Genomic DNA, 19,033 nt, shown 5'->3' with positions numbered 1-19,033 from the left:
GGTCGTCGCCCGTCCGGCCCGGCTCCGGGCCCGCCGCGCGGTCGCCACGAAGTTTGGAACCGCCCGCGCGGGCGTGTCAAGGGTCGGCCCGACCGAACGGATGTGACCGCTCACCTGTTCGGCGTATGTCGGCTGTTCGATGGCTGGTCGGAGCGGTGATCGTGGATACCGTGCCGGGGCCGCTCAGGATGGTTACGGCAGTGTTACATGGATGCGCCTTGACGGATTCCATGTGAGCGCTAACACTTGCCCCCAACGATTGAACGGAGAACGGCATGGATGCAGGCGCGAAGCCGCAGGACCGGTACGTCGTCGGCGTCGACTACGGCACGCTGTCGGGTCGGGCGCTGGTGGTGCGGGTCGGCGACGGCGCCGAGCTGGGCACGGCGGTGCACGAGTACCGCCACGCGGTGATGGAGACGACGCTCGCCGCCGACGGCCAGCCCCTGCCCGCTGACTGGGCGCTGCAGGACCCGGACGACTACCGCGAGGTGCTGCGCCGGGCGGTGCCCGCCGCGCTCGCCGCGAGCGGCGTCGACCCGGCCCAGGTGGTCGCCATCGGCATCGACTTCACCGCCTGCACCGTGCTGCCCACCCTGGCCGACGGCACGCCGCTGTGCGAGCTGCCCGACCTGCGTACCCGCCCGCACGCCTGGGTGAAGCTGTGGAAGCACCACGCCGCCCAGCCGCAGGCCGACCGGATCAACGCGCTGGCCCACGCCCGGGGCGAGTCCTGGATCGGCCGCTACGGCGGCAAGATCTCCGCCGAGTGGCAGTACGCCAAGGGGCTGCAACTGCTGGAGGAGGACCCGGAGATCTACGCCCGCGCCGAGCGCTGGATCGAGGCCGCCGACTGGATCGTCTGGCAGCTGTGCGGCGTCGAGACCCGTAACGTCTGCACCGCCGGTTACAAGGGACTGCTCCAGGACGGCCACTACCCGTCCCCGGCGTACCTGTCCGCGCTGAACCCGGGCTTCGCCGACTTCGTCGCCAAGATCGACGGACCGCTGGCGCAGCTCGGCGCGCGGGCCGGTGGGCTCACCGCGCAGGCCGCCGCCTGGACCGGGCTGCCGGAGGGGATCGCGGTGGCCGTCGGCAACGTCGACGCCCACGTCACCGCCGCCGCCGCGCAGGCGCTGACCCCCGGCCGGCTGGTCGCCATCATGGGCACCTCCACCTGCCACGTGGTCAACGGTACCGAGCGGGCCGAGGTCGCCGGCATGTGCGGCGTGGTCGACGGCGGGATCAGCGCCGGCTCCTGGGGCTACGAGGCCGGCCAGAGCGGCGTCGGCGACATCTTCGGCTGGTACGTCAAGCACGCCGCCCCCGCCGGCTTCGACTCCCACGAGGCGCTGACCGAGGCCGCCGCGGCCCAACCCGTCGGCGCGCACGGCCTGGTCGCCCTGGACTGGTGGAACGGCAACCGCTCGCTGCTGGTCAACCACGACCTCAGCGGGGTGCTCGTCGGGCTCACCCTGGCCACCCGGCCACCGGACGTCTACCGCGCGCTGCTGGAGTCCACCGCGTTCGGCACCCGCATGATCATCGAGGCGTTCGCCGAGGCGGGCGTCCCGGTCGACGAGCTGATCGTGGCCGGCGGGCTGACCGGCAACAGCCTGCTGATGCAGATCTACGCCGACGTGACCCGGCGTCCGCTGGGCATCATCGGCTCGGCGCAGGGCCCGGCCCTGGGCTCGGCGATCCACGCGGCGGTCGCGGCCGGCGCGTACCCCGACGTGCCGACCGCCTCGGCGGCGATGGGCCGGGTCGACCGCGAGGTCTACCGGCCCGACCCGGAGCGCGCCGACGCCTACGACGCGCTCTACGCCGAGTACCGCCGGTTGCACGACCACTTCGGCCGGGGTGGCGACGACGTGCTGCTACGGCTGCGGGCGATCCGCAACGCCGCCCGCCGTCCGGCCGTCGCGCCCGCCGCCGAACCGACCACCGACCCCCTGGAGGTGCCGGCATGACCCTCGACCTCGACGCCGAGGTGGCCCGGCTGCGCGAGCAGGTGGCCACCCTGCACGGCGAGCTGGTGCGCTACAACCTGGTGGCCTGGACGGCCGGCAACGTCTCGGCCCGGGTGCCCGGCCGGGAACTGATGGTGATCAAGCCGAGCGGGGTGTCCTACGACGACCTACGGCCCGACAACATGATCGTCTGCGACCTCGACGGGGTCGTGGTCGACGGCGACCTCTCGCCGTCCAGCGACACCGCCGCCCACGCCTACGTCTACCGGGCGATGCCCGAGGTCGGCGGCGTGGTGCACACCCACAGCGGGTACGCCACCGCCTGGGCCGCCTGCGGCGAGGCGATCCCGTGCCACCTCACCGCCCAGGCCGACGAGTTCGGCGGCGAGATCCCGGTCGGTCCGTTCGCGCTCATCGGCGGGGACGACATCGGCAAGGGCATCGTGGCGACCCTGTCCGGGCACCGCTCACCGGCGGTGCTGATGCGCAACCACGGCGTGTTCACCATCGGCCGGGACGCCCGCGCGGCGGTGAAGGCCGCCGTGATGTGCGAGGACGTGGCCCGCACCGCCCACCTGGCCCGGACGCTCGGCACCCCGGTGCCGATGGCCCAGGCCGACATCGACTCCCTCTACGACCGCTACCAGAACGTCTACGGGCAGTCGGGGCCGTAACGCCCGACCGCCCGTCCTCGCCACCGGCCCGCCCCGGCGGACCGGTCGATCCACCGCAACCCGATGCACCACCCCTGGAAGGTCCGGTCCGTCCGGCGTGCCGTGCCGGCCGGCCCTTCCGCGCACGCACCATCCCCCACCTCATCCCCGTACAAGGAGTCTTCACATGGCGAAGACCGGTATTACCCTCACCCGGCGCGGCCTCGGCGCGATGCTCGCCGTCGGCCTGCTGGCCGGCGGACTCGCCGGCTGCGGCAACAGCGACACCGGCGGCGACGGCGACAGCGGCAGCAGCGGCGGCGGCAACGGCAAGCTGGTCATCGGCTTCTCGCAGGTCGGTGCGGAGAGCGGCTGGCGCACGGCGAACACCAACTCGATCAAGGAGTCGGCCGCCGAGGCCGGCTACGAGCTGAAGTTCGACGACGCGCAGGGCAAGCAGGAGAACCAGATCAAGGCGATCCGCAACTTCATCCAGCAGAAGGTCGACGTGATCGCCTTCTCGCCGGTGGTCGAGTCGGGCTGGGACACCGTGCTCAAGGAGGCCAAGGACGCCAAGATCCCGGTGATCCTGACCGACCGGGCGGTGGACTCGGCCGACAAGAGCCTCTACAAGACCTTCATCGGCTCGGACTTCGTCAAGGAGGGCCGGCTCGCCGGCGAGTGGCTGGTCAAGGAGAAGTCGGCCGCGTCCGGTCCGGTGAACATCGTCGAGCTGCAGGGCACCACCGGTTCGGCGCCGGCCAACGACCGCAAGAAGGGCTTCGCCGAGGCGATCGCCGCCAACCCCAACCTGAAGGTCGTCGCCTCGCAGAGCGGTGACTTCACCCGGGCCGGCGGCAAGCAGGTCATGGAGCAGTTCCTCAAGGCCAACCCGAAGATCGACGTGCTCTTCGCGCACAACGACGACATGGGCCTGGGCGCGCTGGAGGCGATCACCGCGGCGGGCAAGACGCCCGGCAAGGACATCACCATCATCACCATCGACGCGGTCAAGGACGGCATGCAGGCGCTCGCCGACGGCAAGTTCAACTTCATCGCGGAGTGCAGCCCGCTGCTCGGCCCGCAGCTGATGGACCTGGCCAAGAAGGTCAAGGCCGGCGAGGAGGTCCCCGCCCGGGTCGAGACCGAGGAGACCACCTTCACCCAGGAGCAGGCCAAGGCGGCCCTGCCCAACCGGAAGTACTGATCCGACCGGAGGCCGCCGCGTTCGGCGCGGCGGCCTCCGCTTCCGAGGAAAGGTTCGGTGGGATGTCGGAGAGGCATCCGGTCCTGACGATGACCGCGATCAGCAAGATCTTCCCCGGGGTCCGCGCCCTCGACGGCGTCGACCTGCGGCTCTTTCCCGGTGAGGTGCACGCCCTGATGGGCGAGAACGGCGCCGGGAAGTCAACCCTCATCAAAGTGCTGACCGGCGTCTACGGCACCGATTCCGGCACCATCACCCTCGACGGCGCACAGGTCTCCTTCTCCGGCCCGATGCAGGCCACCGCCGCCGGGGTGAGCACCGTCTACCAGGAGGTCAACCTCCTGCCGAACCTGTCGGTCGCGGAGAACATCTACATCGGCCGGGAGCCGCGCCGCTTCGGCGCGGTCAACTGGCGCGAGATGCGCCGTGGGGCCAAGGACCTGCTCGCCCGCATCGACCTGGACATCGACGTCACCGAACTGCTCGGCAACTACTCGCTGGCCGTGCAGCAGATGGTCGCCATCGCCCGCGCCGTCGACATCCGGGCCCGGGTGCTGATCCTCGACGAGCCGACCTCCAGCCTGGACGCCGACGAGGTGGCCCAGCTGATGCGGATCATGCGGCAGCTGCGCGACGACGGCATCGCGATCATCTTCGTCACCCACTTCCTCGACCAGGTCTACGCGATCGCCGACCGGATCACCGTGCTGCGCAACGGCCGGCTCGTCGGCGAGTACCTGACCAGCGAACTGCCCCAGATCGCGCTGGTGGAGAAGATGATCGGCAAGGAGCTGGACGCCCTGGAACGCCTCGACGAGGCGACCAGCGGCGAGGACCGGGCGGCCCTGGAGTCGGGCACCCCGCTGGTGGCGGCCGACGGGCTCGGCAAGTCCGGTTCCGTCGCCCCGTTCAGCCTCACCATCCACCAGGGCGAGGTGGTCGGCCTGGCCGGTCTGCTCGGCTCGGGACGTACCGAGGTGGCCCGGTTGTTCTTCGGCGCGGACCGCGCCGACACCGGCCGGCTCGCCGTGGACGGCACCCCGGTGACGATCCGCAACCCGGTGGCCGCCATCGACCGGGACATCGCGTTCTGCTCCGAGAACCGCCGCACCGAGGGACTGGTCGGCGAGCTGTCGGTGCGGGAGAACATCATCCTCGCCATGCAGGCGGCCCGGGGCTGGCTACGGCCGCTGCCGCGCCGCCGCCAGGACGAACTGGTCCAGCACTGGATCACGGCGTTGAGCATCCGGCCGGCCGATCCGGAGATGCCGGTGCGCAACCTGTCCGGCGGCAACCAGCAGAAGGTGCTGCTGGCCCGCTGGCTGATCACCGAACCCCGGCTGCTGATCCTCGACGAACCGACCCGGGGCATCGACATCGGCGCCAAGACCGAGATCCAGCGCCTGGTCGCGCAGCTCTCCGACGGTGGGATGGCGGTGCTGTTCATCTCCGCCGAACTGGAGGAGGTGCTCCGGCTCAGCCACAAGGTCGCCGTCATGCGGGACCGGCAGCTGGTCACCGAGATCACCAACGACGACACCCTCGATGCCGCCCGCGTCATGCAGGTCATCGCCAGCGGCAGTTCCCAGGAAGGGTCGGTGCCGGCATGAGCACCGTACGGGCCCGCGCTGCGGGCGTCACCGGTCACCGGCTGTTCTGGCCGCTCGTGGTGCTGGTGCTGCTGCTGGTGGCGAACGCCGTCTACCGGCCGAGCTTCCTATCGGTCGAGCTGAAGAACGGCCACCTCTACGGCAGCCTGATCGACATCGTCCGGCTCAGCGCCCCGCTGATCCTGGTCGCCCTGGGCATGTCCCTGGTGATCGCCACCGGCGGCATCGACCTGTCGGTGGGCGCGGTGGCGGCGGTCGCCGGCGCGGTCGCCTGCCTCTACATCAGCGAGCAGCCCGACCAGAACAGCCTGGGCGTGGTGCTCACCGCGGTGGCCCTCGGCTTCGGCGTCGCCCTGCTGCTCGGGGCGTGGAACGGCATCCTGGTCGCCGGGATCGGCATCCAACCGATCATCGCCACGCTGATCCTGATGGTGGCCGGCCGGGGGCTGGCCCAGTTGATCGCCGAGGGGCAGATCATCACCATCAACAGCGGGCCGTACAAGGTGATCGGGGTCGGGCACCTGCTGACCCTGCCGTTCGCCATCGTCATCGCCCTCGCGGTGACCGTGCTGGTGGCGGTGCTGACCCGGCGTACCGCGCTCGGCATGATCATCGAGTCGGTCGGCGGGAACGCCGAGGCCAGCCGGCTGGCCGGCATCCGCTCCCGCCGGATCACCTTCCTGGTGTACGTGGTGAGCGCCGCCTGCGCCGCCATCGCCGGGTTCATGATGACGGCGAACGTCTCCAGCGCCGACGGCAACGCGGTGGGCCTCTGGGTCGAGCTGGACGCCATCCTGGCCGTGGTCATCGGCGGCACCGCGCTGGCCGGCGGCCGGTTCTACCTCGGTGGCACCGTGGTCGGCGCGCTGCTCATCCAGACCCTGACCACCTCGGTCTACGCCATGAACATCGACCCGCAGACGTCCTTGCTGTTCAAGGCGGTCGTGGTGATCGTGGTCTGTCTCATCCAGGCCCCGGCCTTCCGGGCGCGGTTCCGCCGTCGGCGCAGCGTCCCGGTCACGCCGGTGGAGCCGGTCGGCACAGAGAAGGAGCAGGTTCCGGCATGACCACGACCCCGTTGGCCGCCCGTCCGGGCCGTGCCTGGTGGCGGGTGCCACCCCGGCACGTACCGGTGCTCGCCACCGCAGCCCTGCTGCTGGTGATGTACTCCATCGGCGTCTCCCAGTACCGCGCGTTCTCCAACATCCAGGTCGTCTTCAACGTCTTCATCGACAACGGCTTCCTGCTGGTCGTCGCGGTCGGGATGACCTTCGTGATCCTCACCGGCGGCATCGACCTGTCGGTCGGGTCGGTGGTGGCGATGACCGCGATGGTGTCGGCCTCGTTGCTGGGCAACGGGCTGCACCCCGCCGTGGTGCTGGTGATCGCGCTGCTGATCGGCCCGATCCTCGGGTTCGCGATGGGCTGTGTGATCCATTTCTTCGACATCCAACCCTTCATCGTCACCCTCGCCGGGATGTTCTTCGCCCGGGGCGTGTGCACCTGGATCAGCACCACCTCGATCCCGATCACCGACGGCTTCTGGACCAGCACCGCCCAGCACCGCATCCATCTCGGCGAGAACTTCGTCTCGGTCGGCGCGCTGATCGCCGTCGCGGTGGTGGCCGTGGCGGCGGCCGTGCTCGCGTACACCCGGCTGGGCCGCAACGTGTACGCCATCGGCGGCAACCAGCAGTCGGCGCTGCTGATGGGCCTGCCGGTGGGTCGTACGAAGATCGCGGTCTACACGATCAGCGGGCTCTGCTCGGCGATCGGCGGCATCCTGCTGTCCTTCTACACCCTGTCGGGTGCCCCGCTCATCGCGGTGGGCATGGAGCTGGACGTGATCGCGGCGGTCGTCATCGGCGGCACCCTGCTCACCGGCGGGTCCGGCTACATCTTCGGCACCCTGCTCGGGGTGCTGGTGCTCAGCATCATCCAGACGTTGATCACCTTCGACGGCACCCTCAACTCGTGGTGGACCAAGATCGTCATTGGTGGCCTGCTGTTCGTGTTCATCCTGCTCCAACGCCTCGTCGGCATCCGTACCAAGTAACCCTCGCCAGCCCCACCGGAAGGCAACGCCCATGACCAACCCATCCCCGGTCGCCGAGGTCTGGTTCCTCACCGGCAGCCAGGGCCTGTACGGCCCGGAGACCCTGCGCCAGGTGGCCGAGCAGTCCCGGCGGATCGCCGAACGACTCGACGCCGACCCGGCCGTCCCGGCCCGGGTGGTCTGGAAGCCGGTGCTGACCTCCAGCGCCGAGATCCTCGCCGTCTGCCGCGACGCCGCCGTACAGGGCGCGGTCGGGGTGATCGCCTGGATGCACACGTTCTCCCCGGCCAAGATGTGGATCTCCGGGTTGGACGCGCTGCGCACCCCGCTGCTGCACCTGCACACCCAGGCCAACGTGGAACTGCCCTGGTCCGAGATCGACATGGACTTCATGAACCTCAACCAGGCCGCCCACGGCGACCGGGAGTTCGGGTACGTCCAGACCCGGCTCGGTGTCGCCCGCAAGACCGTCGCCGGGCACGTCAGCGACCCCCGGGTCGCCGCCCGGATCGGCGCGTGGACCCGGGCCGCGATCGGGCACGCCGAGATGCGGTCGCTGCGGCTGGCCCGTTTCGGCGACAACATGCGCGACGTGGCGGTCACCGAGGGCGACAAGGTCGAGGCCGAGCTGCGCTTCGGCGTGTCGGTGAACACCTACGGGGTCAACGACCTGGTCGAGGCCGTCGACGCGGTCGCCGACGCCCGCATCGACGACCTGGTCAAGGAGTACGACGACAGCTACCGGCTGGTCGACGCGCTGCGTTCCGGTGGCGACCGGCACGACTCGCTGCGCTACGCCGCCCGGATCGAGGCGGGGCTGCGCGACTTCCTCGACGCCGGTGGGTTCCGCGCCTTCACCACCAACTTCGAGGACCTCGGCGGGCTGCGGCAGCTCCCCGGCCTCGCGGTGCAGCGGTTGATGGCCGACGGGTACGGCTTCGGCGGCGAGGGCGACTGGAAGACCTCGGTGCTGGTGCGCACGCTCAAGTCGATGTCCGTCGGCACCACCGGCGGCACCTCGTTCATGGAGGACTACACCTACGACCTCACCCCCGGCCGGGAACTGGTGCTCGGGGCGCACATGCTGGAGGTCTGCCCGACCATCGCGGCGGCCACCCCGAACGTCGAGATCCACCCGCTGGGCATCGGCGGCCGGGAGGACCCGGTCCGGTTGGTCTTCGACGCCCAGCCCGGCCCGGCCGTGGTGCTCGGCCTGGCCGACATGGGGGAGCGGTTCCGGCTGGTCGCCAACGAGATCGACGTGGTCGCGCCGCCGTACCCGCTGCCGAAGCTGCCGGTGGCGCGGGCGGTGTGGCGGCCCCGGCCGGACCTGGCCGCGTCGGCGGAGGCCTGGCTGACCGCCGGCGCCCCGCACCACACGGTGCTGTCCCAGGCCGTCGGCGTCGAGGAGCTGCACGACCTCGCCGAGATGGTCGGCACCGAGCTGGTCGTCATCGACGCCGACACGACCCCCCGCCGGTTCGCCGACGAGCTGCGCTGGAACCAGGCCTACTACCGCCTGGCCCGGGGTTTCTGAGCCGCCATGGGCCAGCAGCGGCCCGAACGCGCCGCGGTGATGAGCGACGTCGCGCAACTCGCCGGGGTGTCGCACCAGACCGTGTCCCGGGTGCTCAACAACCACCCGAGCGTTCGGCCGGAGACCCGGGAACGGGTGCTGCGTGCCGTGCACCAGCTCAACTACCGGCCCAATGCCCTGGCCCGGGGACTGGCGGGCCGCCGTTCCCGGGTCATCGGCGTGGTCAGCTTCGACACCATCCTGTTCGGGCCGGCGGCCACGCTGCTGGGCATCGAGCGGGCGGCCCGCGCCGCCGGGTACGGCATCAGCATCGTCACCCTGGAGCGGCTGGACCGGAGCGGGATGCGCTCGGCGATCGACGCGCTGACCGAGCAGTCGGTGGCCGGCGTCGTCGTCATCACCCCGATGATGACGGCGTCGGTCGCCGTGCACGGCCTGCCCACCGGGGTGCCCGCCGTGGTCGTCGAGGCCAGCGGGGAGCGCGGTGAACTCCCGAGCATCTCGGTCGACCAGGTGGCCGGGGCCCGACTGGCGGTCCGGCACCTGCTCGACCTCGGCCACGAGACGGTGTGGCACATCGCCGGTCCCCGGGACTGGCTGGAGGCCCGGGACCGGGTCGACGGCTGGCGGCAGACCCTGGAGCAGGCGGGCCGCCGCGTCCCACCGGTCATCGTCGGCGACTGGAGCCCCCGGGCCGGCTACGAGCTGGGGCAGTCCCTGGTGGAACGCCCCGACGTGACGGCGGTGTTCTGCGCCAACGACCACCAGGCGCTCGGCCTGCTGCGCGCCCTGCACCAGCGGGGCGCGCGGATTCCCGAGGACGTCAGCGTCGTCGGCTTCGACGACATCCCCGAGGCCGAGTACCTCTCCCCGCCGCTGACCACCGTGCGGCAGGACTTCGACGAGGTCGGCCGCCGGTGCGTGGCGGCCCTGCTGGAACTCTTCGACGGCACCGGCGCGGGCACCCCCCGCCCCCAGGTCGAGCCGGAGCTGGTCGTCCGCGCGAGCAGCGGCAACCGCCGCCCCTGACCCGCCCGCCCGCGTCGGCGGGCCCCTTCGGCTGCGCGGTGCCGCCCCGCGACCCGTACCCGGTGGTGGCGGTGCGCCCCTGAGCCGCGCCGGTGGGTCGTCCCGGTGGCGTCAACGGGCGGCGACCCGGGTCGGCCCGCCGGTGACGGCGGGGTGACGTGCGCTGCGACAGGGTCGGACGGCGACGGCCGGTGCGGGTGTGCCGGCGGTCGGGACCCTCGTCTCGGGCAGGCCGTCAAGGGAGATCCCATGATCAGGACAATGCTCCGGGTCCGCGCGCGTCCCGGCGCCGAACAGCGCGTCCGGTCGGCGTGGCGGACGGCCGCGGCGCAGATCGGCGCACTGCCCGGCAACCTGCGCCGGGAGCTGTTCCTCGACGCCCACGACCCGCACACGTTCGTGCTCGCCACCGAGTGGGCCGACGACGACGCCCTGCGCGACTACGACAACGGCCCGGTGGCCGCCCGCCTCGCCGCCGCGCTGCGCGACGGGTGCGAGCCGACCACCGCCGAGGACCACCGGGTGATGCGCGACGAGCCGGACGGGGACCCGACGATCCTGGTGGACGTCGAGGTCACCGTCCCGGCCGACCGGCTCGCCGAGTTCCACCGGGGCCACGCCGAGGTGACCGCCCGGATGGCCGGGGTCCCCGGCTACCTGCGCGAGGAACTGCTGCGCGAGCCCGACTCGGACGTCCACCACATCTTCGCCGAGTGGCGCTGCGCGGCGGAGTTCCACCGCTGGGTCGCCAATCCGGCCCACGCGCGGGAGGAGGCCGGGCCGATCGCGCCGTTCCTGCTCGACTTCCGTCGCCGACTGTTCCACCCCACGACCCGTCCCGGCGTCGACCGGGCAGCCAGCACCGGTAGGGAGACCGACGTGCACACGACAACTGACGTACTCATCGTCGGGGCGGGGCCGACCGGGCTGACCGCCGCCGTCGAACTGGCCCGGCGCGGCATCGACTGCCGGGTGGTGGACAGGTCGGTCGCCCCGCCCGGCCAGGCCGACAAGGCGATCGGCGTGCACTGCCGCACCATGGAGATCTGGGCCGAGCAGGGCATCGTGCGGGAGGCGATGGACGCCGGCAGTTGGCTGACCGGCAACGTGGTGTTCGTCAACGGCACGCAGACCCACCGGATGAGCTGGGAGCTGCCCGGCCTGCCGTACGCGCACCTGGGCCTGCCCCAGTACGAGACCGAGCGCATCCTCACCGAGCGGCTGGCCACCCTCGGCGTCCGGCCGCAGCGCGGCGCGGAACTGACCGGGTTCACCCAGGGCTCGGACGGCGTGCTGGCCACCCTCACCCTCGCCGACGGCAGCATCCGCACCGTCCGGGCCCAGTACCTGATCGGCGCCGACGGCGCGCACAGCCGCGTCCGTGACCTGCTCGGGTTGACGTTCTCCGGTGGGCTGGGCCGGTTCCCGCAGCTGTTCATGCTGGCCGACGTCGACGTGAACTGGGACATGCCCGACGGGCACCTGCTGCGGTTCCTGCACGAGACCGACGGGCAGATGGACGGCATGCTGGTCTGCGTTCCGCTGCGCGGACAGGGCCGGTACCGGATAGCGACCCTCGCGCCGCCCCGGTTCTTCGCCCAGACCGGCGGCCGGGACGCCCCGCCCGGGTTCAGCGAGGAGCTGGCCGAGCCGACCCTCGACGACGTGCAGGCGGCGCTGGACCGGTTGGCCCCGCCGGGCACCCGGGCGGCGAACCTGCGCTGGTCGTCGGTGTTCCGGATCAGCCACGGCATCGTCGACCGGTACGGCCACGGCCGGGTCTTCGTCGCCGGGGACGCGGCCCACCTGCACCCGCCGGCCGGGGGACAGGGGATGAACACCGGCATCCAGGACGCCTGGAACCTGGCCTGGAAGGTGGCGCTGGCGGTGCGCGGGATCGCCGCCCCCGGCCTGCTCGACAGCTACGAGGCCGAACGCCGCCCGGAGGGCGCGGAGATCGTCGGCCGCGCGGTACGGATGGCGTTCACCGACGAACTGGACCGCGCCGACCTGGAACGGCAGTTCCTCCAGGAGATGTCCATGTTGCTCAGCTACGCCGACAGTCCACTGGTCGGCGAGTGCGTCACCGACCCGGACGGGCTACGGGCCGGCCCGCGTCCCGGCGACCGCGCCCCCGACCTGGGCGGGTTGCGGCGGCGGGGGGTGGGGCATCCGCTGCGGCTGCGTGACCTGACCGCCGGCCCCCGGCACACCCTGCTGCTCTACGCCGACGCCTCGGCCGACCCGGCGGCGGTGGCCGCCGTACCGGGGCTCTGCGCCGACGTCCGCGCCCTCACCCGGGGCGAGGTCGACGCGTACCTGCTGGTCAGCCCGGACGCCGAGGTGCCGGGGTCGCCCGCGCCGCCGGTGGTGGTCGACGCCGGGGGTGAGTTCCGCACCGGGTACGGGGTGACCGGCACCGCCCTGTACCTGATCCGCCCGGACGGGCACGTCGGCTTCCGCAGCCAGCCGATCGACGCCGACGCCCTGCGCAAGAACCTGCACCTCGTCTTCGGTGGTGCGCGATGACGCCCGTGCGCACGGTGCTCGCCATGCGTACCCGGGAGGGCTGCGCGGAGCGGTTCGAGGCGGAGTGGCTCTCGGCGGCGGAGCAGATCCGGCAGCTCGACGGGTGCCTGCGCCAGGACCTCGTCCGGGACGCCGACGACCCGCGCAGCTACCTGATCATCAGCGACTGGGCGGACCGGGAACGGTTGGACGCCTTCGGCCGCAGCGAGCACCGCGACCGGCTGCTGCGGGTGGTACGCGACCTGCGGGAATCCGCCGAACGACACACCTACCAGGTGCTGCACAGCATGCCCAGCGCGCCCGAGGAGACGAGATGACCGAGCCGCTGCCCGCCGCACAGCTCTACACCGAGCAGTTCGCCGTCGACCCCTACCCGTCCTTCGCCCGACTGCGCGTGGACGCGCCGGTCTGCCCGGTCAGCTCACCCCGGTTCGACTCGTACCTGCTGACCCGGTTCGACGACGCGCGTACGGCGCTGACCGACCCCCGGCTGTCCAAGAACCTCTACGGCCCCGGGCAGCACTACCTGCAGATCTTCGGCCCGAACTCCGAGGCGCTGAACCGGAACATGCTCAACTCGGACCCGCCGGAGCACACCCGGCTGCGCCGGCTGGTGTCGCAGGCGTTCGCACCCCGCCGGATCGAGGCGTTGCGCCCCCGGGTACGGCAGATCGTCGACGACCTGATCGACGGGTTCGTCGCGCAGGGCCGGGCCGAGCTGATGCACGACTTCGCGATCCCGCTGCCGATGGTGGTGATCTGCGAACTGCTCGGGGTGCCCCGGGCCGACCAGGACCGGGTGCTGGACTGGACCCAGGTGATCCGTACCTCCGGGTCGTCGCGGCGACCGCCGGCGCAGGAACGGGCGGCGGTCGGCGAGGCGCAGGTGCGGCTGCACCACTACCTGGCGGAGCTGGTGGCCGCCAAGCGGACCGCCCCGGCCGACGACATGATCAGCGCGTTGATCGACGCCTGCGACCAGGACGGCAGGCTGTCCGAGGCGGAACTGGTCACCACCACCTTCCTGCTGCTGTTCGCCGGGCACCAGACCACCGCCGACTTCCTGGGCAACGCGACGGTGGCCCTGCTGACCCACCCCGACCAGCTCGACCTGCTGCGCGACACCCCGGAGCTGCTGCCCTCGGCGATCGAGGAGCTGCTGCGCTTCGACGGCCCGCTGCCGGTGGCCAGCCCCCGGGTCGCCACCGAGGACGTCGAGTACGGCGGGGTGCGCATCCCGGCCGGGTCGATCGTCGGCGTGGCGCTCAACGCGGCCAACCACGATCCGGCGCACTTCGTCGACCCGGACCGGCTGGACCTGCGCCGGGTCCGGGGCCCGCACCTGGGTTTCGGTCACGGCGTGCACTACTGCCTCGGGGTGTCGCTGGCCCGGATGGAGGCCCAGATCGGCCTGGCGGCGCTGCTGCGCCGGCTGCCCGGGTTGCGCCTGGCCGTGCCGCCCGCCGAGCTGCGCCGGTTGCCGGCGGCGTCCCCGTTCCGGGGCCTGCTGGAGCTGCCGGTCCGATTCGCCCCCTCCGCCCCGCCGGTGTCGCACCCGCCGGCCAGTCGCCCCCGCCCCAGCGAGCCGACCCGTACCGCCTGATTCCCGAGGAGTTCCGATGACCTTCCGCAACGTGATCGTCTGTCGCATGGTGCCGGGCAGCGAGCAGACCGTCGCCGACGTGTTCGGGTACTACGACCGGACCACCCGCCCGCAGGACCTGGGCGTGGTCGGGCGGACCCTGCTGTCCTTCCACGGCCTCTACATCCACCTGATCGAGCGCGACGCCGACCCGAGGGTGACCGGGCAGACCCGGGGCCTGCCGGCCTTCCAGCAGATCGCCGAGCAGATCGCCCCGTACGTGACGCCCTACCCGAGGGACTGGAGGAACCCGTCGGACTCGGTGGCGAAGGAGTTCTACTCCTGGGCACCGGCCGAGCCGCCGGCCGCCGGGGGCGAGCCGACCCGGACGGTCATCGTGGCCCGGATCAAGCCGGGCGCGGAACCCACGGTGGCGCAGATCTTCGCCGAGTCCGACGCGGGCCCGCTGCCGGCCATGATGGGGGTGACCGGGCGGTGGCTGTACTCGATCGACGACGTCTACCTGCACGTGCTGGAGCGCGTCGGCGAACCGTTCGACGGCGCCGTCGAACAACGGCACGACCAGCCGGCGTTCGCCAAGATCATGGATGATCTCAGCCCGTACATCAGCCCGTTCGACCCGGACACCTGGGGCAGCCCGCTGGACGCGGTGGCGACGGAGTTCTACCGGTGGCGGGCCGAGGACTGAGCCGGTCGGCCGGCGGGGGCCCGCGTGGCGCGGGCCCCCGCCGGTGTGCCCGTCAGCCGGTGGGCAGGGTCGCCCAGCCCCGGTTGAAGGTCAGGCTGTCGTCGTCCGGCCGGTAGTTGCGCTCGATGTTGCCGGCCGCGTCCACCGAGAACCAGTGGACCTTGGTGCCGGCCGGGACGGTCAGCGTCTCGCCCCCCTCCCGGATGCCCGCCGAGGCGTACAGGGTGGAGGCGAACGTCGGCCGGCTGCCGTCGAGGGTGTAGAACACCGCCGCCGGCTCGCTGACGTCGAACCGGACGCTCACCGCGCCCTCGGTGGCGCTCGGCGTGACCGACATGGTGCTGGTCGGGCGCTTGCGGTCCTTGTCGTAGTCCCGGGCCACCCGCAGCAGCTCGACCAGGCCGTTGCTGAACTCCATGGTCTCCTGGTGCGCCTCCTCCCAGGTGGGCTGGAAGCTGGTGCCGACCTCGAAGTTCCAGGCGTAGATGCCGTACTTGTACCAGAGCATGTCGCCGGAGTTGCCTGCCGCCGAGTACAGCACGTCGGAGATCGGGCCGGTCCGCGCCGGGGTGACCGCCATGTTGCGGTGCCGCTTGATCGCGGTGAGGATGCGCGACGACGCGCCCCAGAAGAACGACTCGTCGGCCAGCGTCGGCCGGGGCGCGGAGATCCGGCCCGGGGTGGCGTACGCGCCTGGCGACCACATGAAGTAGTTGCCGGAGGAGTGCAGGTTCATCGAGAACTTCATGTTGGGCCGCTGGGCCAGCCAGTCGACGTTGCGGTTCTCCGGCTCGGACAGCTCACTCGGCCCCGCGTAGGTGTCACTGGTGCAGCTCGCCGACGCCCCCGAGTAGCCGTCGAAGAGGCTGTACTCGGTGTAGTTGCGGTTGTTGTCCACCCCCCACGAGTTGCGGGCCAGCGCGTCGGTGGCACCACCCGGGGCACAGTGGTTGGTCATGTTGCGCCGTTGCGAGGCGTAGTCGTAGAACGAGTAGTGCCCGCCGTCCGGGTTGATCGACGGCACGATCCAGATGTCCAGCGTGCGCAGCAGCTGCTTGGTGTTCTCGTCGGTGGCGTGGTTGCGCAGCAGCCGCTCGGCGGTCTCGATGGTGACCAGCGGCGGGACCCACTCCCGGGCGTGTTCCTGGGCGTAGGCCAGCACCCCGGTGCGGGAGCCGTCGCGGTACTTGCCGATCCGGATCGCGTACACCGGGTGCGGGTCGCGGGAGACCCCGGCCGGCGCCTTCAGGTTGTCCGTCAGCGGCGTCGACGCGACCGGCGCGACCACGCCCGCCCCGGCGTCCCCCCGATAGGTGTACGCCCTGACCAGCGCACCCGCCTCGGCGGTCAGCGCCGCGGCGACCTGGGCGGCGGTGCTGGTCACCGCCCCGGCGGCGTCGGTGGCCAGGCTGACCCGGATGGCCTTGCCGGTCACCGTGACCGTGAGCGGCCGGTCGGCCGCACCCGGGTCGGCCAGCTCGACGGTGATGTCGTTGCCGCCCTCGTGCCCCCAGGCGAGCGAGTCGACCGCGACCCGGGTGGCGGCGGTCCCACCGAGCACCACCTGCGCCTTGCGCCGGTATCCGTTGGTCTGGTATGGCAGCTTCACCACCTCGGCGAGCTGCGGGTAGGCGTCGGCCAGCCGCTTGATCCGGTCGTACAGCTCGGTCGGGGTGAGGTAGCTGGTGACGAAGTCCTTCTGGTAGCCGGGGCCCTCCGGGCTGTCGGCCGGGATCGGCAGCCACTCCTTCACCTCGGCGACCGCCACGTCACCGGTGGGGCTGGTGATCTGGATCCGCTGCGGCCGGGCGGTGACGGCGGCGGCACCCCGGTGGTAGAGGTAGACCCCGGCGTCGACGAACCGGCTGATGTTCTGGGTGCCGCCGGAGCCGATCTCGGTGCCGGGGCCGCTGTCGCGGGCCACGGTCAACGTGCTGGTGGAGGTCTGCCCCTGGGCCCACTTCGCCTCGACCGAGAGCACCTGGTTGGTGCCGGAGGTGTAGTAGTCGGCCCGGATGATCTTCACGTCGGAGGTGGCGGCGCTGCGTTCCAGGGTCGCCGTGTACGCCCGGTTCTCGGCCCGGTGGGCGGCGATCGTCGCCTCGCGTTCGCTGATCCGCTGCGCGGAGTCGGCGGCGTCGTGCAGCACCGCGCCGACCCGGTAGCCCATCCGCTTCAGCGCGGCGACCTCGGTCGGGGTGACCACGGCGTGCACCACGATGCCCGCCTCGGTGGGCGTGACGTGGTGGTCGAGGTCGACGCCGGTGGCGACCAGCGCGTCGAGCTGGGCCGTGCCGTCGACCGTCACCTCCACCACGTCGGCCTGCTCGTCGGCGGAGCGTTCGAGCACGGCCGGGGCGTCGGCCTCCCGGTCGGCCGGCGCGGCGGTGCCGGCGGTCGCCGGGCCGGCGAGCAGCAGCAGCGCCACGCCGGCGGCCGTCGCGGCGGGTAGCCGCCGCCAACGGCGGGGGAGTGCGGAACGGGACATCTCGGGCCACCTTTCTCGGGGTGCGAGACGGGCCGACGGCGCGCGGCAGCGCCCGCCGTCGGGCGGGGTGCGAAACGGGAAGGTCGGACGCCGACGGTCGCGCGACGGCGGGCGGCCGGCTCGCGACGTCGACCCGCCGACGACGGGACGTCTCCCGGCGGGTGGCGGCGACGGACCGGCGCCGATCCGGTCTGCGGGACGGGCGTGGGGGCGTACCTGGTTACGGTCGGTCGTGGGGGCGTTGCCGATCGGTGCGCCCATCCTGGCCGTACCCGCTCGGATCTGTCAATGATCTGTCCGGACGGACACGGGCTGTCACAGCACGGGTGGCGTGGGTGTCCTTTCCCGACGGTCCACGGGTGACCCCACGACGCCTCAGGACGCCGACCGGTAGTGGCCGGTGAGCCGGCCCAGCTTCATCGCCAGGTGCAGGCACAACCGTTCGTTGCCGTCCTTGAGGTCGGTGTCGGCGAGCTGCTCGACCCGTTGCAGCCGGTAGTAGAGGGTGGTCCGGTGCAGCCGCAGCTTCTCGGCGGTCGCGTGGGCGTTGCCGGCCAGGTCGAGGTACGCCTCCAGGGTCTCCAGCAGCACCTGGTGGGCGTCGTCGCGCAGCAGCCGCTCCAGCCCGGGGTGCACCCCGGCGACGTCGAGGTCCCGGCCGTCGAGCTGCGACAACACCCGGTAGATGCCCAGCCCGGCCCAGGAGACCACCGGACCCAGCGCCGGCAGTTGCACCCCCACCCGGGCCGCCTGCACCGCCTCCCGGTAGGACTGCACCGCGTCGACCAGCCCGGGACGGGGCTGACCGATCCCGGTCACCGTCCGCTCCACCGAGGACAACCCCCGGGTCGCCTGCCGCAGCACGTCGTCGAGATGCCCGGCGGCGGCCTGCGGGGTGGGCCGGCCGGCGATCCGGCCGCCGCAGATCAGCAGCACCCCGTGGTCCGGCCAGACCATGTGCAGCGACTCCCGGACGCCGAGCCACCGGCGGGTCGCCACCAGCGCCTGCTCCAGGGCGATCCGGGCCACCTCGTCGGGGTGCCGCCCGTCGGCGGGGGCGAGCTGGGCGACCACCGCCGTGGTCGTGCCGTCACCGGCGACCGTGCCCTCCTCCAGCAGCGCCCGGACGGCGTGCGCACGGGCCTGCGGGCTCTCGACCAGCAGCGTCCGGGTGGCCTCGGACTCCCGCTGCGAGGCCAGCTCACCGAGCAGGTTCTCCCGGTAGAGGGCCAGCGACAGGTCGGTGAACGCGCCGGTCGCGGTGGCGATGTCGGCGTCGGTCATCGACCCGTCGTCGTCGATGAACCAGACGAAGCCGAGCAGCAGGTCGTCGTGCCAGATCGGCACGCAGACCCGGGGGAGCAGGTCGAGGTCGACGTCGGCCGGGGTACGCACCGGCTCACGGGCGGTGAGCACGCCCATCCGACGGAACCAGGCGATCACCTCCGGGGTGGTCTGCCGGCGCAGGATCGACATCCGGCGTACCTCGTCCATCGGACCGTCGTGTTCGCTGTAGACGACCACCCGCTGCCGCCGGTCCTCGATGAGGGCGGGCCGCCCCACCCGCGCGGCGACGGCGTCGACTATGCGCTGAAGCTCACCGTGCATGGATCTCCCCTGGTTGGCTGGCGCGGCAGGGGGTGCGACAGCCTGCCCTACC

General features: G+C 72.2%; 14 protein-coding genes. 12 read left to right on the top strand and 2 right to left on the bottom strand.

Annotated features, from left to right (window positions below; translation table 11 throughout):
- Positions 1-275 precede the first annotated feature (275 nt).
- The 12 genes from araB (at position 276) to ACN261_RS27245 (ending at position 14,885) form a co-directional block, all read left to right on the top strand.
- Entirely contained in the window at positions 276-1,973 is a 1,698-nt protein-coding gene (gene araB / locus ACN261_RS27300; RefSeq protein WP_425852866.1) for a ribulokinase, read from the top strand.
- Complete coding sequence (locus tag ACN261_RS27295) at positions 1,970-2,647, top strand: L-ribulose-5-phosphate 4-epimerase (protein WP_421482517.1); 678 nt, start codon at positions 1,970-1,972, stop codon at positions 2,645-2,647. Before araB ends, ACN261_RS27295 begins: the two co-directional genes overlap by 4 nt.
- Positions 2,648-2,813: 166 nt before the next feature.
- Positions 2,814-3,833 (top strand): ABC transporter substrate-binding protein, encoded by a 1,020-nt coding sequence (locus ACN261_RS27290; protein WP_425852864.1) that lies wholly within the window; start codon positions 2,814-2,816, stop codon positions 3,831-3,833.
- A gap of 62 nt (positions 3,834-3,895) precedes the next feature.
- A complete protein-coding gene (locus tag ACN261_RS27285; protein WP_421482515.1) occupies positions 3,896-5,443 on the top strand; it encodes a sugar ABC transporter ATP-binding protein in 1,548 nt (515 codons plus the stop codon).
- Positions 5,440-6,510, top strand: a complete 1,071-nt coding sequence (locus ACN261_RS27280; RefSeq protein WP_421482514.1) for an ABC transporter permease — start codon at positions 5,440-5,442, stop codon at positions 6,508-6,510. The genes ACN261_RS27285 and ACN261_RS27280 overlap by 4 nt, the downstream gene beginning before the upstream one ends.
- Positions 6,507-7,499, top strand: a complete 993-nt coding sequence (gene yjfF / locus ACN261_RS27275) for a galactofuranose ABC transporter, permease protein YjfF (protein WP_421482513.1) — start codon at positions 6,507-6,509, stop codon at positions 7,497-7,499. Before ACN261_RS27280 ends, yjfF begins: the two co-directional genes overlap by 4 nt.
- Before the next feature lie 31 nt (positions 7,500-7,530).
- Complete coding sequence (araA, locus tag ACN261_RS27270) at positions 7,531-9,036, top strand: L-arabinose isomerase (protein ID WP_421482512.1); 1,506 nt, start codon at positions 7,531-7,533, stop codon at positions 9,034-9,036.
- Positions 9,037-9,042: 6 nt separating this feature from the next.
- Positions 9,043-10,065 (top strand): LacI family DNA-binding transcriptional regulator, encoded by a 1,023-nt coding sequence (locus ACN261_RS27265; protein WP_232376994.1) that lies wholly within the window; start codon positions 9,043-9,045, stop codon positions 10,063-10,065.
- Between the two features lie 249 nt (positions 10,066-10,314).
- Positions 10,315-12,594 (top strand): FAD-dependent oxidoreductase, encoded by a 2,280-nt coding sequence (locus ACN261_RS27260; protein WP_425852859.1) that lies wholly within the window; start codon positions 10,315-10,317, stop codon positions 12,592-12,594.
- Positions 12,591-12,911 (top strand): putative quinol monooxygenase, encoded by a 321-nt coding sequence (locus ACN261_RS27255; protein WP_088644175.1) that lies wholly within the window; start codon positions 12,591-12,593, stop codon positions 12,909-12,911. Before ACN261_RS27260 ends, ACN261_RS27255 begins: the two co-directional genes overlap by 4 nt.
- Positions 12,908-14,197 (top strand): cytochrome P450 family protein, encoded by a 1,290-nt coding sequence (locus tag ACN261_RS27250; RefSeq protein WP_421482510.1) that lies wholly within the window; start codon positions 12,908-12,910, stop codon positions 14,195-14,197. The genes ACN261_RS27255 and ACN261_RS27250 overlap by 4 nt, the downstream gene beginning before the upstream one ends.
- A 16-nt stretch (positions 14,198-14,213) precedes the next feature.
- Complete coding sequence (locus ACN261_RS27245; protein WP_421482509.1) at positions 14,214-14,885, top strand: TcmI family type II polyketide cyclase; 672 nt, start codon at positions 14,214-14,216, stop codon at positions 14,883-14,885.
- A 52-nt stretch (positions 14,886-14,937) separates the two neighbouring features.
- Here the strand turns inward: ACN261_RS27245 and ACN261_RS27240 are convergent, their stop codons facing one another.
- Both ACN261_RS27240 and ACN261_RS27235 read right to left on the bottom strand, forming a co-directional pair.
- The gene (locus tag ACN261_RS27240; RefSeq protein WP_421482508.1) at positions 14,938-17,373 is read right to left on the bottom strand and encodes a M14 family metallopeptidase; all 2,436 of its coding nucleotides are present in this window, start codon (positions 17,371-17,373) and stop codon (positions 14,938-14,940) included.
- Between the two features lie 375 nt (positions 17,374-17,748).
- Positions 17,749-18,981 carry a PucR family transcriptional regulator gene (locus tag ACN261_RS27235; RefSeq protein WP_204923063.1) on the bottom strand — a complete coding sequence of 411 codons (1,233 nt, stop codon included), beginning with the start codon at positions 18,979-18,981 and terminating at the stop codon, positions 17,749-17,751.
- Between the last annotated feature and the right edge of the window lie 52 nt (positions 18,982-19,033).

Origin of the sequence: Micromonospora sp. WMMD723 (genome assembly GCF_049863385.1) — a bacterium.
GTDB lineage: Bacteria > Actinomycetota > Actinomycetes > Mycobacteriales > Micromonosporaceae > Micromonospora > Micromonospora wenchangensis.
Note: the sequence above shows the minus strand (reverse complement) of the source record. Positions and strands in the feature narration are given on the sequence as shown.

Coding starts and splice junctions, on each gene's coding strand:
- ACN261_RS27280 (WP_421482514.1), top strand. CDS start 5,440: ATGAGCACCGTACGGGCCCGCGCTGCGGGCGTCACCGGTCACCGGCTG.
- araA (WP_421482512.1), top strand. CDS start 7,531: ATGACCAACCCATCCCCGGTCGCCGAGGTCTGGTTCCTCACCGGCAGC.
- ACN261_RS27235 (WP_204923063.1), bottom strand. CDS start 18,981: ATGCACGGTGAGCTTCAGCGCATAGTCGACGCCGTCGCCGCGCGGGTG.
- ACN261_RS27245 (WP_421482509.1), top strand. CDS start 14,214: ATGACCTTCCGCAACGTGATCGTCTGTCGCATGGTGCCGGGCAGCGAG.
- ACN261_RS27260 (WP_425852859.1), top strand. CDS start 10,315: ATGATCAGGACAATGCTCCGGGTCCGCGCGCGTCCCGGCGCCGAACAG.
- araB (WP_425852866.1), top strand. CDS start 276: ATGGATGCAGGCGCGAAGCCGCAGGACCGGTACGTCGTCGGCGTCGAC.
- ACN261_RS27290 (WP_425852864.1), top strand. CDS start 2,814: ATGGCGAAGACCGGTATTACCCTCACCCGGCGCGGCCTCGGCGCGATG.
- ACN261_RS27295 (WP_421482517.1), top strand. CDS start 1,970: ATGACCCTCGACCTCGACGCCGAGGTGGCCCGGCTGCGCGAGCAGGTG.
- ACN261_RS27255 (WP_088644175.1), top strand. CDS start 12,591: ATGACGCCCGTGCGCACGGTGCTCGCCATGCGTACCCGGGAGGGCTGC.
- ACN261_RS27265 (WP_232376994.1), top strand. CDS start 9,043: ATGGGCCAGCAGCGGCCCGAACGCGCCGCGGTGATGAGCGACGTCGCG.
- ACN261_RS27285 (WP_421482515.1), top strand. CDS start 3,896: ATGTCGGAGAGGCATCCGGTCCTGACGATGACCGCGATCAGCAAGATC.
- ACN261_RS27240 (WP_421482508.1), bottom strand. CDS start 17,373: ATGTCCCGTTCCGCACTCCCCCGCCGTTGGCGGCGGCTACCCGCCGCG.
- yjfF (WP_421482513.1), top strand. CDS start 6,507: ATGACCACGACCCCGTTGGCCGCCCGTCCGGGCCGTGCCTGGTGGCGG.
- ACN261_RS27250 (WP_421482510.1), top strand. CDS start 12,908: ATGACCGAGCCGCTGCCCGCCGCACAGCTCTACACCGAGCAGTTCGCC.